This is a genomic window from Mesobacillus jeotgali (assembly GCF_014856545.2).
Classification (GTDB): Bacteria; Bacillota; Bacilli; order Bacillales; family Cytobacillaceae; genus Mesobacillus.
In genome coordinates this window covers 4727834-4745084 of record NZ_CP109811.1, presented here as the reverse complement: position 1 = coordinate 4745084, position 17251 = coordinate 4727834, and the positions used below count along the sequence as shown (strand labels likewise).

16 protein-coding genes are annotated in these 17251 nt (G+C 44.2%); 9 read left to right on the top strand and 7 right to left on the bottom strand.

Going from position 1 to position 17251, the window contains the following annotated elements:
* The first annotated feature begins 229 nt into the window (after nt 1–229).
* A complete protein-coding gene (locus FOF60_RS23925; protein WP_192472004.1) occupies nt 230–1105 on the top strand; it encodes an SGNH/GDSL hydrolase family protein in 876 nt (291 codons plus the stop codon).
* A gap of 38 nt (nt 1106–1143) precedes the next feature.
* On the opposite strand, the gene FOF60_RS23920 is transcribed toward FOF60_RS23925, so the two are convergent.
* From FOF60_RS23920 to FOF60_RS23910, 3 genes are read right to left on the bottom strand one after another with little or no spacing between them, the layout of a single operon-like run.
* Nucleotides 1144–1518 (bottom strand): VOC family protein, encoded by a 375-nt coding sequence (locus tag FOF60_RS23920; RefSeq protein ID WP_192472003.1) that lies wholly within the window; start codon nt 1516–1518, stop codon nt 1144–1146.
* Nucleotides 1519–1527: 9 nt separating this feature from the next.
* Entirely contained in the window at nt 1528–2400 is an 873-nt protein-coding gene (locus FOF60_RS23915; RefSeq protein WP_192472002.1) for an alpha/beta fold hydrolase, read from the bottom strand.
* Nucleotides 2397–3446: an alpha/beta fold hydrolase gene (locus tag FOF60_RS23910; RefSeq protein ID WP_192472001.1), complete on the bottom strand. Its 1050-nt coding sequence runs from the start codon at nt 3444–3446 to the stop codon at nt 2397–2399. The genes FOF60_RS23915 and FOF60_RS23910 overlap by 4 nt, the downstream gene beginning before the upstream one ends.
* 137 nt (nt 3447–3583) lie before the next feature.
* Here FOF60_RS23910 and FOF60_RS23905 point away from each other — a divergent pair, with 137 nt between their 5' ends.
* Complete coding sequence (locus tag FOF60_RS23905) at nt 3584–4117, top strand: sigma-70 family RNA polymerase sigma factor (RefSeq protein WP_192472000.1); 534 nt, start codon at nt 3584–3586, stop codon at nt 4115–4117.
* Nucleotides 4095–5075, top strand: a complete 981-nt coding sequence (locus tag FOF60_RS23900; protein WP_192471999.1) for a DUF4179 domain-containing protein — start codon at nt 4095–4097, stop codon at nt 5073–5075. Before FOF60_RS23905 ends, FOF60_RS23900 begins: the two co-directional genes overlap by 23 nt.
* Nucleotides 5076–5092: 17 nt before the next feature.
* Here FOF60_RS23900 and FOF60_RS23895 read toward each other — a convergent pair whose 3' ends face one another.
* A complete protein-coding gene (locus tag FOF60_RS23895; protein WP_192471998.1) occupies nt 5093–5632 on the bottom strand; it encodes a dihydrofolate reductase family protein in 540 nt (179 codons plus the stop codon).
* Nucleotides 5633–5693: 61 nt separating this feature from the next.
* Here FOF60_RS23895 and FOF60_RS23890 point away from each other — a divergent pair, with 61 nt between their 5' ends.
* Entirely contained in the window at nt 5694–6158 is a 465-nt protein-coding gene (locus FOF60_RS23890) for an HAD family hydrolase (protein ID WP_192471997.1), read from the top strand.
* A 96-nt stretch (nt 6159–6254) separates the two neighbouring features.
* On the opposite strand, the gene FOF60_RS23885 is transcribed toward FOF60_RS23890, so the two are convergent.
* Complete coding sequence (locus tag FOF60_RS23885) at nt 6255–6578, bottom strand: hypothetical protein (RefSeq protein WP_264647619.1); 324 nt, start codon at nt 6576–6578, stop codon at nt 6255–6257.
* A 143-nt stretch (nt 6579–6721) separates the two neighbouring features.
* On the opposite strand from FOF60_RS23885, the gene FOF60_RS23880 reads away from it, so the two are divergent.
* Both FOF60_RS23880 and FOF60_RS23875 read left to right on the top strand, forming a co-directional pair.
* Nucleotides 6722–7414, top strand: coding sequence for a response regulator transcription factor (locus tag FOF60_RS23880; protein ID WP_192471995.1), 693 nt, complete (start codon nt 6722–6724; stop codon nt 7412–7414).
* Entirely contained in the window at nt 7392–9623 is a 2232-nt protein-coding gene (locus FOF60_RS23875) for a histidine kinase dimerization/phospho-acceptor domain-containing protein (protein WP_192471994.1), read from the top strand. Before FOF60_RS23880 ends, FOF60_RS23875 begins: the two co-directional genes overlap by 23 nt.
* Nucleotides 9624–9660: 37 nt before the next feature.
* On the opposite strand, the gene FOF60_RS23870 is transcribed toward FOF60_RS23875, so the two are convergent.
* The gene (locus FOF60_RS23870) at nt 9661–10494 is read right to left on the bottom strand and encodes a hypothetical protein (protein ID WP_192471993.1); all 834 of its coding nucleotides are present in this window, start codon (nt 10492–10494) and stop codon (nt 9661–9663) included.
* Nucleotides 10495–10680: 186 nt separating this feature from the next.
* Between FOF60_RS23870 and FOF60_RS23865 the strand changes: the two genes are divergently transcribed.
* Together FOF60_RS23865 and FOF60_RS23860 are read left to right on the top strand one after the other, a co-directional pair.
* Nucleotides 10681–11886, top strand: a complete 1206-nt coding sequence (locus tag FOF60_RS23865) for an MFS transporter (protein WP_192471992.1) — start codon at nt 10681–10683, stop codon at nt 11884–11886.
* Between the two features lie 200 nt (nt 11887–12086).
* Entirely contained in the window at nt 12087–14195 is a 2109-nt protein-coding gene (locus tag FOF60_RS23860) for a choice-of-anchor J domain-containing protein (protein ID WP_192471991.1), read from the top strand.
* Between the two features lie 54 nt (nt 14196–14249).
* On the opposite strand, the gene FOF60_RS23855 is transcribed toward FOF60_RS23860, so the two are convergent.
* Nucleotides 14250–14618, bottom strand: coding sequence for a heme-copper oxidase family protein (locus tag FOF60_RS23855; protein ID WP_192471990.1), 369 nt, complete (start codon nt 14616–14618; stop codon nt 14250–14252).
* A gap of 229 nt (nt 14619–14847) precedes the next feature.
* On the opposite strand from FOF60_RS23855, the gene FOF60_RS23850 reads away from it, so the two are divergent.
* The gene (locus FOF60_RS23850; protein WP_192471989.1) at nt 14848–17139 is read left to right on the top strand and encodes a glycoside hydrolase family 65 protein; all 2292 of its coding nucleotides are present in this window, start codon (nt 14848–14850) and stop codon (nt 17137–17139) included.
* Nucleotides 17140–17251: the final 112 nt, after the last annotated feature.

The following is a 17251-nucleotide window of genomic DNA, read 5'->3' as shown; positions in this document are numbered from 1 at the left end:
CTAAATATAAATCTAGTTGCAAAGTAATTTTTTTGATTTGTGTAAATTTTTGTACCATTTATTTTGTCTGCTGCATAACATAAAAGGCTATAATGGAAATATCGGCAAGAAAAGATTTTTGTTCATCGAAATATTCCCGTGACAGGGATTTTCACATGGTTTGTCGAATAATCTTATTATATAAATTCAGAATTTTTAATTAATAAACTTTCTAAGAGAGGGGTTATATATGGATCTTATTTATGGTGGGATAGTAGTCCTTTTATTGTTAGCTGCTCTAAGTTCAATGCTGTATTTTCAGCGGAAGAGCCGGATTAACCAGCTGCCGTCCAACAATCCGCAAGCTTTTCTGGAAAAAGGGTATCGCCAGGAAGGCAAGAAGCTGGTGGCTGTCATTGGCGGAGATGCTGTACATGGAAACATCAGCTACAATTTTGTCGATGACGCAGCCAGGAGGCGCAGCTGCGTGGATTATCAGTTCATCAATGCAGGAGTCAATGGAAGTACGGCTTATGATGTTCTGCAGCGTTTGGACAATGTGATTGCCTGCCAGCCGGATTATATAGTAATTCTCGTCGGATTGAACGATGCCTCTGCTAAAATTGCCCCTGAGTTTGCCAAAATGAATATTAAGCTTGCAGAGCAATTAGAAAAGCCCTCATTATTGGTGTACGAAAAGAATCTTGCTCTCATTGTGGCAAGGCTGAAAGCAGAAACACATGCAAAAATAGGGTTATTATCACTTCCGGTAGTGGGTGAGAATCTTTTCTCGAAAGCGAATAAGGAAATTGACCAGTACAATGAGGTCATCAAAAAAATTGCGGAAGTATCCAATGTATCTTACCTTCCTTTTAACGAAAAATTGAAGGCTTATTTAAAAGGTAAAGGTCATACGCGAGGGCGATCGCTGAAAAACAGCACGAAGCTGTACGAAAAGGCGGTTATCGAGCGATTCGTTTACGGCTACAGCCTGGATCGCATATCGGCCCGGAATGGATACTTGCTGCTCACAGACGGAATGCATTTGAACAGTACGGCAGGGATGATGGCGGCTCATCAAATTGAACTGTTCCTGAAAAAAAATGAATTGAAGGCAATCCAGTAAAAAGGATACTGCGTGAGCGGCAGTATCCTTTTTGTTGTTTATGCAGAAACCTCGCTCATAAATGCATGAGTGTTTTCCTCTGTGTCCTTAAAAAACACCATCCATGTTTCCGTGCCGCCGATCTTAGCAACAACATGCGGCTCCCCAATGAACTGTACACTAGCTGAAAGCTCTTCATATTTAGCCTTGATATCTGCAACCTGTAAATAGATGACTGAACTGGGATGGGCAAATTGCTTGTTTTCCGGAAGGGTTAACAGAAGGCGGACGCCTTCACAGTCGAAGAACGCCATCGTATCCGTATTGAACAATAACGACAGCCCTAATTTTTCCTGGTAAAAAGCAGTGGCCCTTTCAATGTTTTTTACTGGTATTCCAATTTGGCCGATTTTTTGAACTGGGTTTGAGTGCATGATTGCCTCCTAGTAATGTTTATTCAAAAATTCCTTTATATCTGTATCGATTTGTTCAAGATGCGTGGGAGCTGGGAAATGTCCCATCTGGTACTTTTTCAATTCTATTTCGGCTCCTAAAATCCCTTGTAATTTTTGGGAAATTTTGTTTCCTGGGAAAAACACATCCTCTGTTCCAGTTATGACAAGGGTCGGGGCACTGTAATCTCTCAGTTCCTCCGCAGTCGTCAGCTTCGGCATATCTTGTTCAAGTGTTGTGTGTTTGAAAATATTGCCGATAATGCTTTCATCCAGCTGTTTCATGCTATTGGAGGACATCACATCAGCAATTTTGCGCAGGCTTTGGGCAGATCCGTTTATTTTATAAACAACCATCGGGACAAGGATTTCCTTGATCATTTTAAGCTTTGAGCCAAGGCCGATTCCAGCAGGTGCGACTAGGACAGCACAATGGATTCTTTCTGGCATAAATGCAGCAAGCCTGAGGATGATGCCGCCCCCGTAAGAAGGGCCGATGAATGCACATTTTTCAATCCCGTAATGGTCCATCAAATCGGCAATCCATTGGGCAAAGCTTTCGTCAGAAGCAGAGATTCGCGTCTCATCACTGTATCCCGGATGGCCGATCGTGTCAGGTGCGTAGACCTTATACTCCCCCAGCAAGCCTTTGAACCAGGAAAGGGTGACAGGATTGATACAATTACCGCCCTGAAAAATAAATAAAGGCTTTCCGTTTTCCTTCCCCATTACCAGTACATGCGTGCTCCCAAATCTTGTCGTCACATAATCCCTTTTGATCAGTGAATCGAACTGGGTGAGATACTCTTCATACTGGCCGAGTATCCGCTCTTTGCCTTCCGGGCTTTTATAGATAGTTTTCATAGATTGATAACCTCTGCTTTAATATGACTTAATTCATTGATAAGGTGCTGTTCGATCAGTGCCGTATCATCGGGGTGAAAGAGATGGGCCGATTTCTCCATCCATATGAATTTCTTCTCGTGGTTCGTTTTCAGGGTATTGAGATAGTCTTCAGCAAAATGGGCATGAACATGGACATCTTTCCTGCCATGGATGAAGGTGACAGGAATATCAACTGATGGTACCTCTTTTTGCACATTAATATTCGGAATATTCCGGATGAATTCGTCGGTATAAATCAGCTTGAATCCACTGTAAAAAGAGTGAAACACATCGGCCAATACATATTCTTTTGCAGTGAGCATGCCAAGGGATACCCTTGCCAGGCCGGGGTGCTTGATGTTGTCATCCTGGTAGACCATCGTACTGTATCTCATCTGCCATTTCCGTAAAATCCCCCATTGCTTATAGCCTTTGACAAAAGGAGGTTCGCCAACTGCCTCCAGCTCATTCAGCGCTTTATAATCACCGCGCCGCTTGGCTTCTTCTTTCAACCAGGCAAGGCCCGCCCGGTCATTTTCAGTCCAGCTGATAATCTGTGAGATGCCTACATAGGTGTGGAATTTACCAGGTTGTTTGTTCAAAAGGTACATGCCAATCAAGGTGCCGAACGAATGAGCGGCCAGAAAGATTTTTTCCTGATGGAATGTTTCTCTTAAAAAGTCTGTCAGTTCAGCTGCATCGGATACAAGTTGTTCGAAGGTCATGGATGTTTGCGGAATATCTTTGTGATAGGATTTGCCTGTGCCTCTCTGGTCCCAAAAGACAACGGTAAAGTGCTTAACCAGCTCTTTGGTGTTGGTAGCGACAGTATAGTTTTTTCCTCTGGAAGAGACGCCAGGCAGAGGCATGGAAGGGCCACCGTGTAAAAACAGCAGAACAGGATTCTTGGGTGAGCAGGACTGGATGAGGATGGTCTGTTGGAATCCGCCAAGTGTAATATTTTCAAGCTTGTCTATTCCGCCTTCAGGAATGTAAAAGTCAGGCTTGCGAAAGAAAAAGCCCATATGTCACCTCTTTCGGTAAATTCTATAGTAAACTTCCATTTATTACTTATATTACTTTAGGACTAGAAAAATATCTCGGAAAAGTTGAAACTTTTTTTACCTGATTATGCTCTAAAAGAGTGAAAGGAGGTCAGGGCATGAAAGAAGCAAAGCTTGTGAAGAAAGCAGTCAAGGGAAATGGTAAAGCGTTTGAAGAGTTGCTGATTATACATAGTGAGCGATTATATAGAACCGCTTTTTTATATGCGGGGAACAGGGAGGACGCTCTAGATATCGTCCAGGAAACCTCCTGCAAAGCATTCCAGGCGATCGGACAGCTGAAGAATGATCAATACTTTTTAACCTGGCTGACAAGGGTTTTAATCCATTGCGCTTACGATGTTTTGAAAAAAAGAAAAAAAGAATTGCCAGTAGAGAAACTAGTAGAACTTCCTTCAAAAAGTGACCTTAAGGTGGCAGAGAATCTTGATTTGATGGAGGCTATTACTCACTTAAAGGAACAGCATCGGACGGCGATTATCCTGTTTTATTATCATGACCTGGCAATAAGTGAGATTGCAAGAATGATGGATACACCTGAAAATACGGTCAAAACCTATCTGCAGCGGGGCAGGAAGGAATTGAAAAATAGATTGGGAGGCGAGCACGATGGAAAAGAAAACATTTCTTGAATCGGTCGACCAGATTGAAGTGCCCAGGGAAGATGTCGCTAATGCGATTAAGGCTGGTGTAAAGAAAGGGAGTAAGATGAAGCCTAAACGAAGACCGCTTTTAAAAGTCGCGGCTGTTTCAGCAGCAGCTGCGGTCCTTTTCATCACATCAGGATTCTTGTTCCCATCAATGGCGAGCGTTATGGCTGAGATTCCTTTCCTGGCAAAGCTTTATGAACACGACAAGGTTGCTGGAAATCTGGCCTCGCAAGAGCTTATCACTGAGCTGAACGAAAAGGCCGCTTTTGACGGAATAGATGTGACGGTTACGGATGCCTATTATGACGGAGCAATGATTGGTGTCACCTTTGATGTAAAGGGCGACATAAAAGGTGATGAAGACGAGATTTATGCATTCTATGAAATTTTTGACCGGGACCAGAACATCGAAGAAACTATGGAACTGGTCAAACTGCTGCCTGTTGAGGGAGGCTACAAAGGCCATGTCCAGTTAAGCTATCCAATAGCGGGACTGCCTGCTGACACAACACTGCCATTCAACATCATTGGAATCGGAGAAATCAGTGACAGCTGGAAGGATGAAAAAGGAAAGTGGAATTTTGACGTGCCGATCAGCCAGCTACCGTTTGAAACAGTTAACCTCGGACAAGCAAGTGAACTTGGTCCGATTAAGGTCATTTTCAAAAAGCTGATTACCGGAACATCTTCGACCGCGATTGAATATACATTGAGCTATCCGGGGGGCAGCCAGAGGGTGATAATCAACCTGTTTGATGGCAAAGGAGAACAAATTATCGGCGGAACCTCGGATGTAAAGCTGGAAAAGAATACCGAAAATGGGATGGTGACCGAGAAAAGGCGGATCACGATTCCAATGGTTCCGGCTTCTGATTTTATGGAGGTTCGTCCGATATTGGAGTCGGGAGAGGAGCTTGAACCTGTTAGAATCGACCTGTAAAAAAATGGCGCTGGACATCATCCAGCGCCATTCGTTTTCAATTTATATTTCAGTTTCGCAATTTGACCGAGTTGGCCGGTTTCGGTCAATTCGAAATCTGCAGGAGGTGTACCTTCAGGGAAAAGTGGGATTCCTTCGCCAATCAATTTAGGTATAATATACAGCTCGAGTTCGTCGATTAGCCTTTTTTCAAGGAATTGCTTCACAAGCTGGCCCCCGCCGACAAGCCAGATGGACCCGTCGGAATCTTTTTTCAAGCGGGAAACAAGGGATTCCAGCTCCTCGTCTGTAAACGTGACATGGGAGTTACTTTTCTGTGTCTGTCGGGATAAAACGTAACAAGTTTTACCAGCATAAGGGAACTCGTCGGTCAGTTTCAGAACTTCCTCATACGTTTTTCGCCCCATAATCACAGTTCCAACCTGGCTGTAAAATTCACCGTATCCATTGTCTCCTTCACCTTCGACGCCATCCAGCCAGTCAACAGCCCCATCCGGCCTGGCAATAAAGCCATCAAGGCTCAAAGCGATATAAAGTATGACATTGCTCTTTTTCATCTAACAACCTCCATGCAGGTGTATAATAACAATATTCTATCAGAAATGAGGGGGGCTATTCATGCTTGCATTGACCTTCCCTGGCAGAGGCCAATTTACTATTCATCACCTTGTTTTGGATTTTAACGGAACCATTGCTTTTGGCGGCGAGTTGATTCCTGGCGTGGCCGAAAGAATCATGCTGTTAAGCAGAGACGTGGAGGTTCATGTCATAACAGCAGATACGAATGGATCCGTTGCTGGGCAATGCATCGGGCTGCCGGTTAATGTGCACGTCCTTCAATCCAATGACCACACTTCTGAAAAAGGGGAGTTTGTTAGTAACCTTGATGGAGTGATTTGTGTGGGTAACGGGGCCAATGATGAAGCTATGTTTGAAACTGCAGACATTGCGATTGCTATAACTGGAAGAGAAGGCTGCGCAACGGCAACACTGCTGAAAAGCGATATCGTAATTGAAAACATTAATGACGCCCTGGATTTGCTGTTGAATCCTAAGCGGATGATTGCAACGTTGCGCAAGTGATTGGGTTGGATTAGGAAAAAAAGTGTTGTCCAATTAATCGGGCGGACTCGAAAAAAGTGCTGTGCAAGAAGCAGAAGCTTGAACTGGAAGAAAACACTACCCAAGTAACCGGAGCTTGAACTGGAAAAAAACGCCGGGAATTTCCAGTTCGCCAATAAATTTTGATTTTCGCCAATAAGTAGGGTGAAATCGCCAATAAATTAATTTTTTCGCCAATAAAATTTGAAAATCGCCAATAAAGTTGTGAAAACCGCCAATAAAAAATTCCATAATGAAAAAAGCCACAAAACTTCTTGGCTTTTCAATGAAAAATTGTTTTTCACCTCCAACCGGCCCAACTTTAGGAGCTTGAGCCGGTTTTCTCTGCGGGAAATCTCCAATGTTATGAGTGAAACGCCTCAAAATTACCTTTTCTCTCATCCTTCATAAAAATATATAATAGATTCACACACCACTTTTACCATTATTAAGAAAATCTTAAGATTTATACTCGGTGAATATTAAGGTTCACTGTCTAGAATAAACAATATCGAAGCTTGCCTGTAAGGGAAGGGGGTTTATTAATGGAACAATACAATGTGCTGGTCGTTGATGATGAGAAAGAGATCCGTGATGCGATCGAGATTTATTTGAAGAATGAAGGAATCAAGGTGATTAAAGCAGCGGATGGTATCGAAGCGATTGAGAAGCTGAATGAGCAGCCTGTTCACCTAATTTTGCTCGATGTGATGATGCCTCGTCAGGACGGGATTACGACAACGTTCCGGATTCGTGAAAGCAAGAATATCCCGATTATCATCTTGAGCGCTAAAGCGGAGGATACAGATAAAATCCTCGGGCTTCAGGTCGGTGCGGATGACTATGTGACGAAGCCGTTCAATCCGCTCGAACTGATTGCACGGGTAAAATCCCAGCTGAGGAGATATGTCACGCTTGGTACATATGAGGGGAAAGCGAAAGTCATCGACCTGAACGGCCTGACACTCGACCAATCCTCAAAGGAAGTCACAGCACATGGGGAACCAGTCAAATTGACTCCTATCGAGTACAAGATTCTTGAGCTGCTGATGACGAACGCCGGGAGAGTGTTCTCAATCAATGATATATATGAGCGTGTATGGAAGGAACCAAGCTACAATGCCGAAAACACTGTGGCGGTCCATATCCGCAAAATCCGCGAGAAAATAGAGATCGATCCGAAGAATCCAAGATTTTTGAAGGTGGTGTGGGGGATTGGATATAAAATCGAAAAGTAAGTATTTGTTTGTCACCTGGGTGCTTCTTATTGCATACGGGCTTAGCGGTTTATTTTCAGCGCTGGGAAATGGAAGTCAGTTCATGCAGGGCGATTACTTAGAATCTGAGGAATATGCCAACCAAATGAATCATTTTGTCACTCTGCTGCATGTCTATGAATTGAATACGATGACAAAAGAAGAAATGAAAGAGGAAATCACCGTATCCGAAGAAGAAATCGAGGAACACCGGATGCGGTACGGTAATCTTGGAGATCAAGTCTCCAGCATTGGCATGCAATATGAGGGTCAAATTCAAGAGGCGATCAATTCTGGCAATAAAGCCGTCGAAGAAGCGCTGAAAAAGGAAAGAGACGCCAAAGTCGCGGATATAACGGAGAATTTCAATAGCGATGAATATGTAAGGGCTAAAGTGGTCAAGGAAAAGGAAAAAAACATCGACGAGTTTTTCCTCAAACTGGAGGAATACCGCCATGAATTCCTAAACCTTGAGCAAGCCTACAAATACTATATAAAAGACAGGAATACTGACGCGGTCTTCACGAATCTTAATCTTGGTAAAAATGAATCCGTTTCTAACATTATGAATAATAAAGAAATGTATTTTGTCCAGGATTACACGGCGCTGCAAAACATCATTGCCTACACAGGACATATCGAGAATTTCATGCCATATAATGAGGTGGCCGAGGAAATTTTGCGTAAGCAAAACCGTGATTTTACGGGACAAATCGGATTATCGAAACAGGCACCTGACAAACACTTTGCCGTCAGCAATTATAAAGACTATCAGAAACGGCAGATGCTTTTTATCGGGTATCTGATTTCCAGTATCGGAGCGCTGATCATCAGCTATTTTCTGGCAAAAAGAAAACCGGCAACAGTGTTCGGCTCATTTGAACACATGAAGCCTCTTTATGGCAGGATTCCGCTGGATGTAAGGGCAGTAATGCTTTTATTGACCGGAGTTTTCTTATTGTTATCGATGACGCTGATCAGTGAACAATTTGTCTATTACCATTCAGATATTTTCTCATCACTTATCGAGCTGATCATCAGTTTAATAGCTGCCGCTTCCCTACTGGCATTCGGATGGGTCCAGCTGAAATTCCTTTTGGAATATCGGAATGACTGGCAGCAGCTGAAGGAAGATGCCAGGAACAGCCTATTGGTAAAAGGTTATTACGCAGTACTTGATGCGTTCATAGTCAAGAGCATTGGGCTGCAGCTGCTAATAATCCTCGGGATTGCATTTGGAATGGGCATGCTTTTTGTTGCCGTCCTTGCAGCGGGCGGAGGAGATATAATTGTCATTGCTTTCGCTTTTGGGGTGATAAGCCTTCCAATTTTCATCTTCATCATGAGGAAAGCGGGCTACCTTAATAAAGTTTTGAAGCATACAGAAGAGCTCGCGGCGGGCAATCTTGGTGCGGACATACCGGTGAAAGGGAAATCTGCGATCGCGAAACACGCGGCTAATATCAATGACCTTAGGAACACGGTAAATGTCTCCCACAAGGAACAGGCTAAAAGCGAGCGGCTGAAAACGGAGCTGATCACGAATGTCAGCCATGATCTCAGGACTCCGCTGACATCAATCATCACGTATACAGAGCTTCTGAAAACGCCTGACCTCGCTCAGGAGGACCGAGATTCCTACATCGAAATCCTCGACCGGAAATCCAAGCGGCTGAAGGTGCTGATCGATGACCTGTTCGAGGCGACAAAAATGGCGAGCGGCAATATCGAGCTGCACAAGGAAAAGGTCGATCTCAACCAGCTGCTGCAGCAGGCTTTGGCCGAGCATAATGAGGCACTGAGCCAGTCGTCCTTGCAGATGCGCGTGTCACAGCCCGAGCAGCCTGTTTATGCCTATGTTGACGGGCAAAAGCTATGGAGGGTTTTCGATAATCTCATCGGAAATATCTTGAAATATGCACTTGAGAATACGAGGGTATACATTTCGGTAAAAGAGGAGCAGAACCGCGTTGTGCTTACTTTTAAAAACATCACGAAATACGAGTTGGGCGAAGATTTGAACGAGCTGTTTGAACGATTCAAACGCGGCGACCAATCCCGTCATACAGAAGGATCCGGGCTTGGTCTGGCAATCGCCAAATCAATCATCGATCTCCACAATGGCTCGCTTGATATAGAAGTCGACGGTGACCTGTTCAAGGTGACAGTCATCCTTGAAAAACTAACTTAAACCAGAATTTACCCCCTTTGCTATGCAGAGGGGGTTTCTACTTTTTTTGGCGTATGCTTAAATATAAAAACCTTGAAATAACGACCATGATTACATGGAAAGCAAGGTTCCAGAGCTTGTCTAAGCGCAGTTTCAACAGGCCGGTCCGTTCGAGAATCATATCGGCGAGGAACGAGCCCAGGAACATGGTGAGTCTTGGCATCAATCCAGGTTTTGATGAATACTTAACAAGGAAGATGGAACGGATCAAGCTATAGAGCGGCGCAAGGATAAAGTGCTCGCGCCATGAATGATAGAGCCCGCGGCCAAACCTGACCTGCCTTTTGACCGCAGATATATAAAGCAATGTAACCCCGATTACTTCAGTCGACAAGTATTGGGCAATGACCAGCGCCCATTCCTTTTTCGCGTTCAGCGCTTTGTAAAACCAGTCGCTGATATAAAAGTAAATATTCATGAAAAATACAGTATAGTAAGGCTTCCACCAATACGCTTTATAGATCTTTAAACGCAGGAAATACTTTTCAATTGCATAATAAAACAGTGTGCTGCCAAGCTTCCAGTACCGATTCTTGTCATTCAGAGTCAAGAGGGTAGCGGTAATGGGAACATATAATGCCTGGGAAAAGATTGCGCCAAGAATCTGGTCATGGGCCCGTTTTTTGAGGATGTAAGGTTTATAAGAATATCCTTTAAACAAATTAAGGACAGGATACTCAAATAGATAGGCCATTCCTATATTTGAAAGCAAGAGGATCCAAATATTCTTTTGGCGGCTTCGTTTGGCGAATATGAAAAAAAGCAGAACATGAATGACTGCAAGCAGCAGAAAGGGTATGGAGTTCTGTTTAACGAGCCGGTTTTTTCTCAAAATACATCCACCTTTTCAAGATTGTATTTATAATGTCCGCTTATTCTCTGAAATTATTTACGGCTTACTTTTATCATGACTACTGTAAAGACACATGGTAATATTAAGTAGCATCGGAATCGTTATGTTAAAACTAACAATTTTAGGGAAACTATTTGTATCGCTGCAATGGTGTAGGAGGGTTATATGAAAAAAACTGAGGAAATTTCGGAAAAGAAGCTGCTCGGAATTGCAGGTCTTGGCTGGATGTTCGATGCGATGGATGTGGGGATCTTGTCCTTTATCATCGCTGCATTGCAGGTAGACTGGAATTTGACGGGCAAAGAAATGGGCTGGATCGGCAGTGTGAACTCAATCGGAATGGCTGTCGGGGCATTTGTCTTTGGTTTGCTGGCTGACCGGATCGGCCGAAAGAATGTCTTTATTATTACGTTATTACTTTTCTCGGTCGGAAGCGGGATTTCCGCGATGGCAACCACTTTGTCATTCTTTTTATTGCTAAGATTTTTTATAGGAATGGGGCTTGGCGGAGAGCTGCCTGTAGCGTCTACTCTTGTTGCAGAGAGTGTGCCTGCTGAGAAACGGGGACGTGTCGTTGTCCTGCTCGAAAGCTTCTGGGCTGCAGGCTGGCTTGTCGCGGCGTTGATCTCCTACTTTGTCATCCCGAAATTCGGCTGGCAAATGGCACTGATTCTTAGTGCGCTGCCAGCATTGTATGCCCTGTACCTTCGTGTAAATCTTCCTGATTCACCAAGGTACCTGGCAGTCGCGAAAAAAGAAAGGCTCACAATGAAAGAGAGCATCGCTGAAGTCTGGTCAAGGGAACACTTCAAGAAAACGGCCATGCTCTGGATTTTATGGTTCAGTGTCGTATTTTCCTATTACGGAATGTTCCTCTGGCTGCCAAGCGTGATGGTCATGAAGGGCTTCACTTTGATCAAGAGCTTCCAGTATGTACTGATCATGACACTTGCCCAGCTGCCGGGTTATTTTACAGCGGCATGGCTGATTGAAAGAGCCGGCAGGAAGTTCGTGCTGGTTGTCTACTTAATAGGAACAGCACTGAGCGCCTATTTCTTCGGGACGGCAGACTCGCTTGCATTGCTTATTATTGCGGGTGTCCTGCTGTCATTCTTCAACCTGGGTGCCTGGGGAGCGTTATACGCTTATACACCGGAACAATATCCAACAACAATTCGCGGATCCGGTGCAGGAATGGCCGCATCCTTTGGCCGCATCGGCGGAATCGTCGGCCCGCTGATGGTCCCTTATCTGTCCGCGCAAAATTTATCGATTACAGCCATCTTCACGATTTTCTGCATAGCTATTCTCATTGGTGCCGCCGCAGTATTCTTCTGGGGTACGGAAACGAAGCAGAAAGAGCTTGCATAATAAAAATGAAAAATCGTCCGCCAGAACATTTGGCGGACGATTTTTTTTCTGATGCATGCCATATTGCCTGGTAAGTAAGTCCCTTTCTGGAGTTTAAAGTGAAAATGTAGTTCTAAATATAGTTATAAATTCTCTTATTTCTGAAAATTTAGCATGTTAAGATTTTTATAGTTATTTCGTAGCACGAAAGGAGAAAGAGGATGAAATCGAAAATACTATCAATCTTAACAACAGGAGCTTTGGCTCTTTCACTAGTTGCACCAGCTGTATCTGTACCGGAAGCTGATGCCGCGACAACAGCTAAATGGGATATTGAAAGATATGGGGACAGGGTTGATATTGACAGCCGTTTGGACCAGCTTTCCAAGGATGAAGACTTCTTGAAAAAAGCGGAGCAATCTATTAAGGAACAAGCGCAAGGAATTCAGTTTGATGAAAATGCAGGAAGTGAAAGCGGCTCTGCAAATAGTACTTTTAGTTACGATGGGGGAACGAAGAAATTTTTGAACAGGAACTTGAAGTTCAAAGATTTCACGCTTCGCAGTGTCGGTGAAAATGTCGAGATTTGGGTAGCGAATAACCTTGGTTTCCCTGAGGGCGATCCAAGACCTGCCCATGTAGTCACACAGGAACAAGTGGACAAGCTTCGTGATGAGTTTGACAGCAATATTTACCCAAAGGCGACTGAATTTTTTGGTACACCGGATCATCATGATGGATCGCAGTCTCCACTGCCAGGGATGGTAGGCTTGCCTGATGGCTACTATGAAGGCAGCGATAAAGTCGTCATGCTGGTCGATAACATCCAGGATGATAACTATACGAATCCTGACTATCCGTTCTTCGTTGCCGGCTTTTACTGGCAGACACTGGAGAATTACATGGACCGCAATATCATCACAATCGATACAAACAGCTGGGAAACACGCCTGGAGAGCACGTTCTTTGGTACAACAATCCATGAGCTTCAGCACTTGATCCATGCGGATAATGACTCGGCGGAAGAAACATGGATCAACGAAGGTATGTCCACGTTCTCTGAGTACCTTGGCGGATACGGACATGATGACCGTTCTATCAATTTCTACCTTGACCACCCGGAAAATTCACTTGTGAACTGGGATGACCACCGTACAGCTGAAACTGGACCAGAAACAATTGCCGATTACGGACAGGTATATCTTTTCACACTTTATATGAATGACAAATACGGCAAAGAATTCATCCGTGACCTTGCTACGAGCGATGTAATCGGCATTGACGGCGTGAACAAAACGCTTGCGAAGCATGGCTATACAGAAGACTTCACACAGGTATACCAAAACTTCATTACAGCATTGGCGCTTGACAGCAACCAGCCTGGCGAAGGCTTATATAACTTTGACAGCATCAACCTCCGTGACCTAACTGTAGACAACGATGGTACGAAGCGTGGCTATACAGTTGATTTTGAAGGTGCCCTGCAATTTGAAAAAGATGGCGTTCCAGCATGGGGCGGGGATTTCAAGGAGCTCAAATTCCAGGATAAAATTGACGGCATTTCATTCGCTGGCATCGACTTCTTGCCAACATTGTGGAAATCAGTGGCCGATCCGACAGATGCTGCAAACCAAGTTCTTTGGGGCAACCAGGGAGATGAGGCAGACAATACATTGATTTTTGAAGCAGATCTCTCCAATGTCGCTGACGCTACATTGAACTTTGACCATTATCTTGATATCGAAGAGCATTGGGATTTTGGGGTTGTCCAGGTGTCAACGGACGGTGGAGAGACATGGACAAGCCTTGAGAATGAGAATACTACATCTGATGTAGTGGAAGAGGGCTATCCTAAGATCAAGGAAAACGTGCCAGGTTTCACTGGAAACGTAAAAGAATGGGCAAGTGAAAGCTTCGATTTAAGCGAATATGCAGGACAAAAAGTGCTTGTATCTTTCCGTTATCTGACTGACTGGGGCTATAACGACACTGGGTGGTTCATTGATAATGTTTCAATCCCGGAAATCGGCTTCAGCCAGGACGGTTCATCTACTGAGGCATTCACGTCAATGAACGAGATTTTAGGCAAGTACGTAGAGTACACAGTAACCTTCATTAATGAAAAACAAGCTGCTGGCAAAAAGCCTGTCTACAAGGTTGTTACGGTAGATCCGTTCAATGTAACTGAGGAAGATGCCCTGCAGCTAAGACAGCTGTTCAAAGACGGCAAAAATTTCATGATCACAAGCTATGCAGCACCTGCAGATGATAAGAACCCGGTAGACTTCAGCTATGAAGTTCAATTAAGTGAGAAAAAAGGAAAGAAATAAGCGAAAAAGCTGCGGCCAATTTGATGGCTGCAGCTTTTTGTCTTTTTACAGATGTTATGCGTTAACATGCTTAAACACATTGACCAAGAAGAGAACGCCCCCGATAACAACGACCAGTGATCCAAGGATGGCAAAGACGGTGAAGATGACACCTCCTACCAGCATGGATAAAGTAATCCCGCCTTGCATGACTGGGACCCCGATGTTATGCAGCCAGAAATGAGTGCTGGCAAGCTTGCTGTTCCCGGCTCTTGGAAAAAGATAATAAATCGTCCCGAATAGAGCCATTGAAACCCAGCCCAGAAGGTTTAAATGTGCATGAACCGACGTTAAGGTGAAATCATGCACGATGCCCATAATAATCCCTAAAATAATAGCAATAACAAAATAAACCGCAGCTACCTTGAAAAATCTTATGCTCATATTTTTCCTCCTCCCTTAATTAGTACTTTTAGATTATATTAGTTTTCTGAAAATTTATAACATATGTACTAACTAAATAGGTGAAAATTATTTTTGCCAGAATATAATAGTAAAATAATAATAAGTTCAGCATGACACAAAAATATCACCATTGGTTTTATCTTTTTTGCAGAAATTCATGATATAATAGTGCAAACGTTTGTACAACTTCTAAAAGGAGATAAAAGCTATGAAAAGATTATTTGGAATTGATAGCTGGAAGATCGTCGAAACGGACTTGCATAAAGAGGATTTCCGGCTTGCGGAAAGCATCATGAGCCTGGGAAATGGCCATATGGGCATGCGCGGAAACTTAGAAGAAACATATACTGGAGACTTTCATCGAGGTTCATATATTGCAGGAGTCTGGTTTCCGGACAAAACACGTGTAGGCTGGTGGAAAAATGGCTATCCGCACTATTTTGGCAAGGTGATTAACTCAACGAATTTTATCGGCATCAAGGTATTGGTTGATGGAGAGGAATTGGATCTTCACAACGCTGAAGTAAGCGATTACTATCGAGAGCTTGATATGCAGCATGGTGTCTTGACACGTCGTTTTACAGTCGTCCAGAACGGCAAGGAAACAGAAGTGGAAGTCATTCGCTTCCTATCGGTTGCTGACAAAGAACTGGCTGCGATCAAGTATTCAGTTACTGCCAAGAACTATAATGGAAACGTTACCTTCGTTCCTTACCTTGATGGGGACGTGCGCAACGAAGATTCCAACTATGATGAGGACTTCTGGTATGAAGTGAGCAGGGATGCTTCAGAACATAACGGCAGCCTTGTGATGAAGACAAAAGACAATCCATTCGGAACTCCAACTTTCCAGGTGGCGACAACTATGCAAACGGTTGTCGAAGGCAGTGTGGCAAAAGTGGAAATCAACGAAAAAGAAGAGTACGTTGAAAATGTCATTGAAGTGAAAGCTGAGCAGGGGCGAACTGTAACCCTTTACAAGTATGTCGCTGTTACAACAGACCGTGATTACGAAGCTAGCGAGCTTGTTTCTAAAGGTCGCGAAGTGCTTGCGCGTTCCATTGTAAAAGGTTTTGATAAGCTATTGGAAGAACACAGGAATGGCTGGCTGAGCCGTTGGAATATCGCTGATGTTGAGATTGCAGGCGATGATGAAGCACAGCAGGGCATCCGTTTTAACTTGTTCCAGCTATTTTCGACATACTATGGTGAAGACTCACGTCTGAACATCGGACCTAAAGGTTTTACAGGTGAAAAATACGGTGGTGCAACTTACTGGGATACAGAGGCTTACGCCATCCCGCTATACCTTTCTACGGCAGAGTCCGAGGTTTCTCGCAACCTGCTGATTTACCGTCACAACCAGCTTGATGGTGCCTACCATAATGCGAAACAGCAGGGTCTGAAGGGTGCGCTTTACCCAATGGTTACTTTTACAGGCGTCGAGTGCCACAATGAGTGGGAAATCACGTTTGAGGAAATCCACCGAAATGGTGCGATTGCCTACGCGATCTATAACTATGTAAATTACACAGGAGATAAAGATTATCTCCATGAATACGGAATTGACGTGCTTGCGGGCATCTCCCGTTTCTGGGCAGACCGCGTCCACTTCAACAAGTCTAAGAACGTCTACATGATGCATGGCGTAACAGGGCCGAATGAATACGAAAACAATGTCAACAACAACTGGTATACAAACCGTATCGCTGTCTGGACATTGCGATACACGCTTGAAGTCATCGAGCTTCTTAAGCAGAGTGGCCATGAGAACCGCCTCGCAGGCCTTGAGTTCTCTGACGCCGAGCTTGCGAAATGGCAGGATATCATCGAGAAAATGTATTTCCCTTACGATGAAGAAAAAGGTGTATTCGTCCAGCACGATACATTCCTTGATAAAGATTTGATGACGGTGGATGAGCTTTCAGCAGAAGATCGCCCGATCAACCAGAACTGGTCATGGGATAAAATCCTGCGCAGCTGCTTCATCAAGCAGGCGGACGTACTACAGGGCCTATACTTCTTCAACCATGAGTTCACGGAAGAAGAGAAGCGCCGCAACTTTGAATTCTATGAGCCAATGACGGTCCATGAGTCATCATTGTCACCAAGTATCCACGCAGTACTTGCAGCAGAGCTTGGCATGGAAGAAAAGGCGTACGAAATGTACAACCGCACGGCGCGCCTTGACCTTGATAACTACAATAACGATACAGAAGACGGCCTGCACATCACAAGCATGACTGGTGCATGGCTGGGCATCGTCCAAGGCTTCGCAGGCATGCGCACAGCGGAAGGCACCTTGTCATTCGCACCGTTCATCCCGAAAGCATGGAACCAGTACAGTTTCAACATCATCTACCGCGACCACTATATTAAGGTAGAAGTGAACCAGGAAAACGTCGTCCTCACGCAGCAAGGCCCAGAACTTGCCATGAAGCTATACGGTGAAGACGTAACGATCCCTGCAGATGGCGAGCTTTCTGTAAAATTGAAATAAGCAGCAGAGAGATCTTTGGGGAATCCTGAAGGTCTCTCTCAATAAAGAGACCGTGCGGCACCATATGGCGGTTTTAATAGACATCTAGGATTGTTAATGGAATCAAAATGTC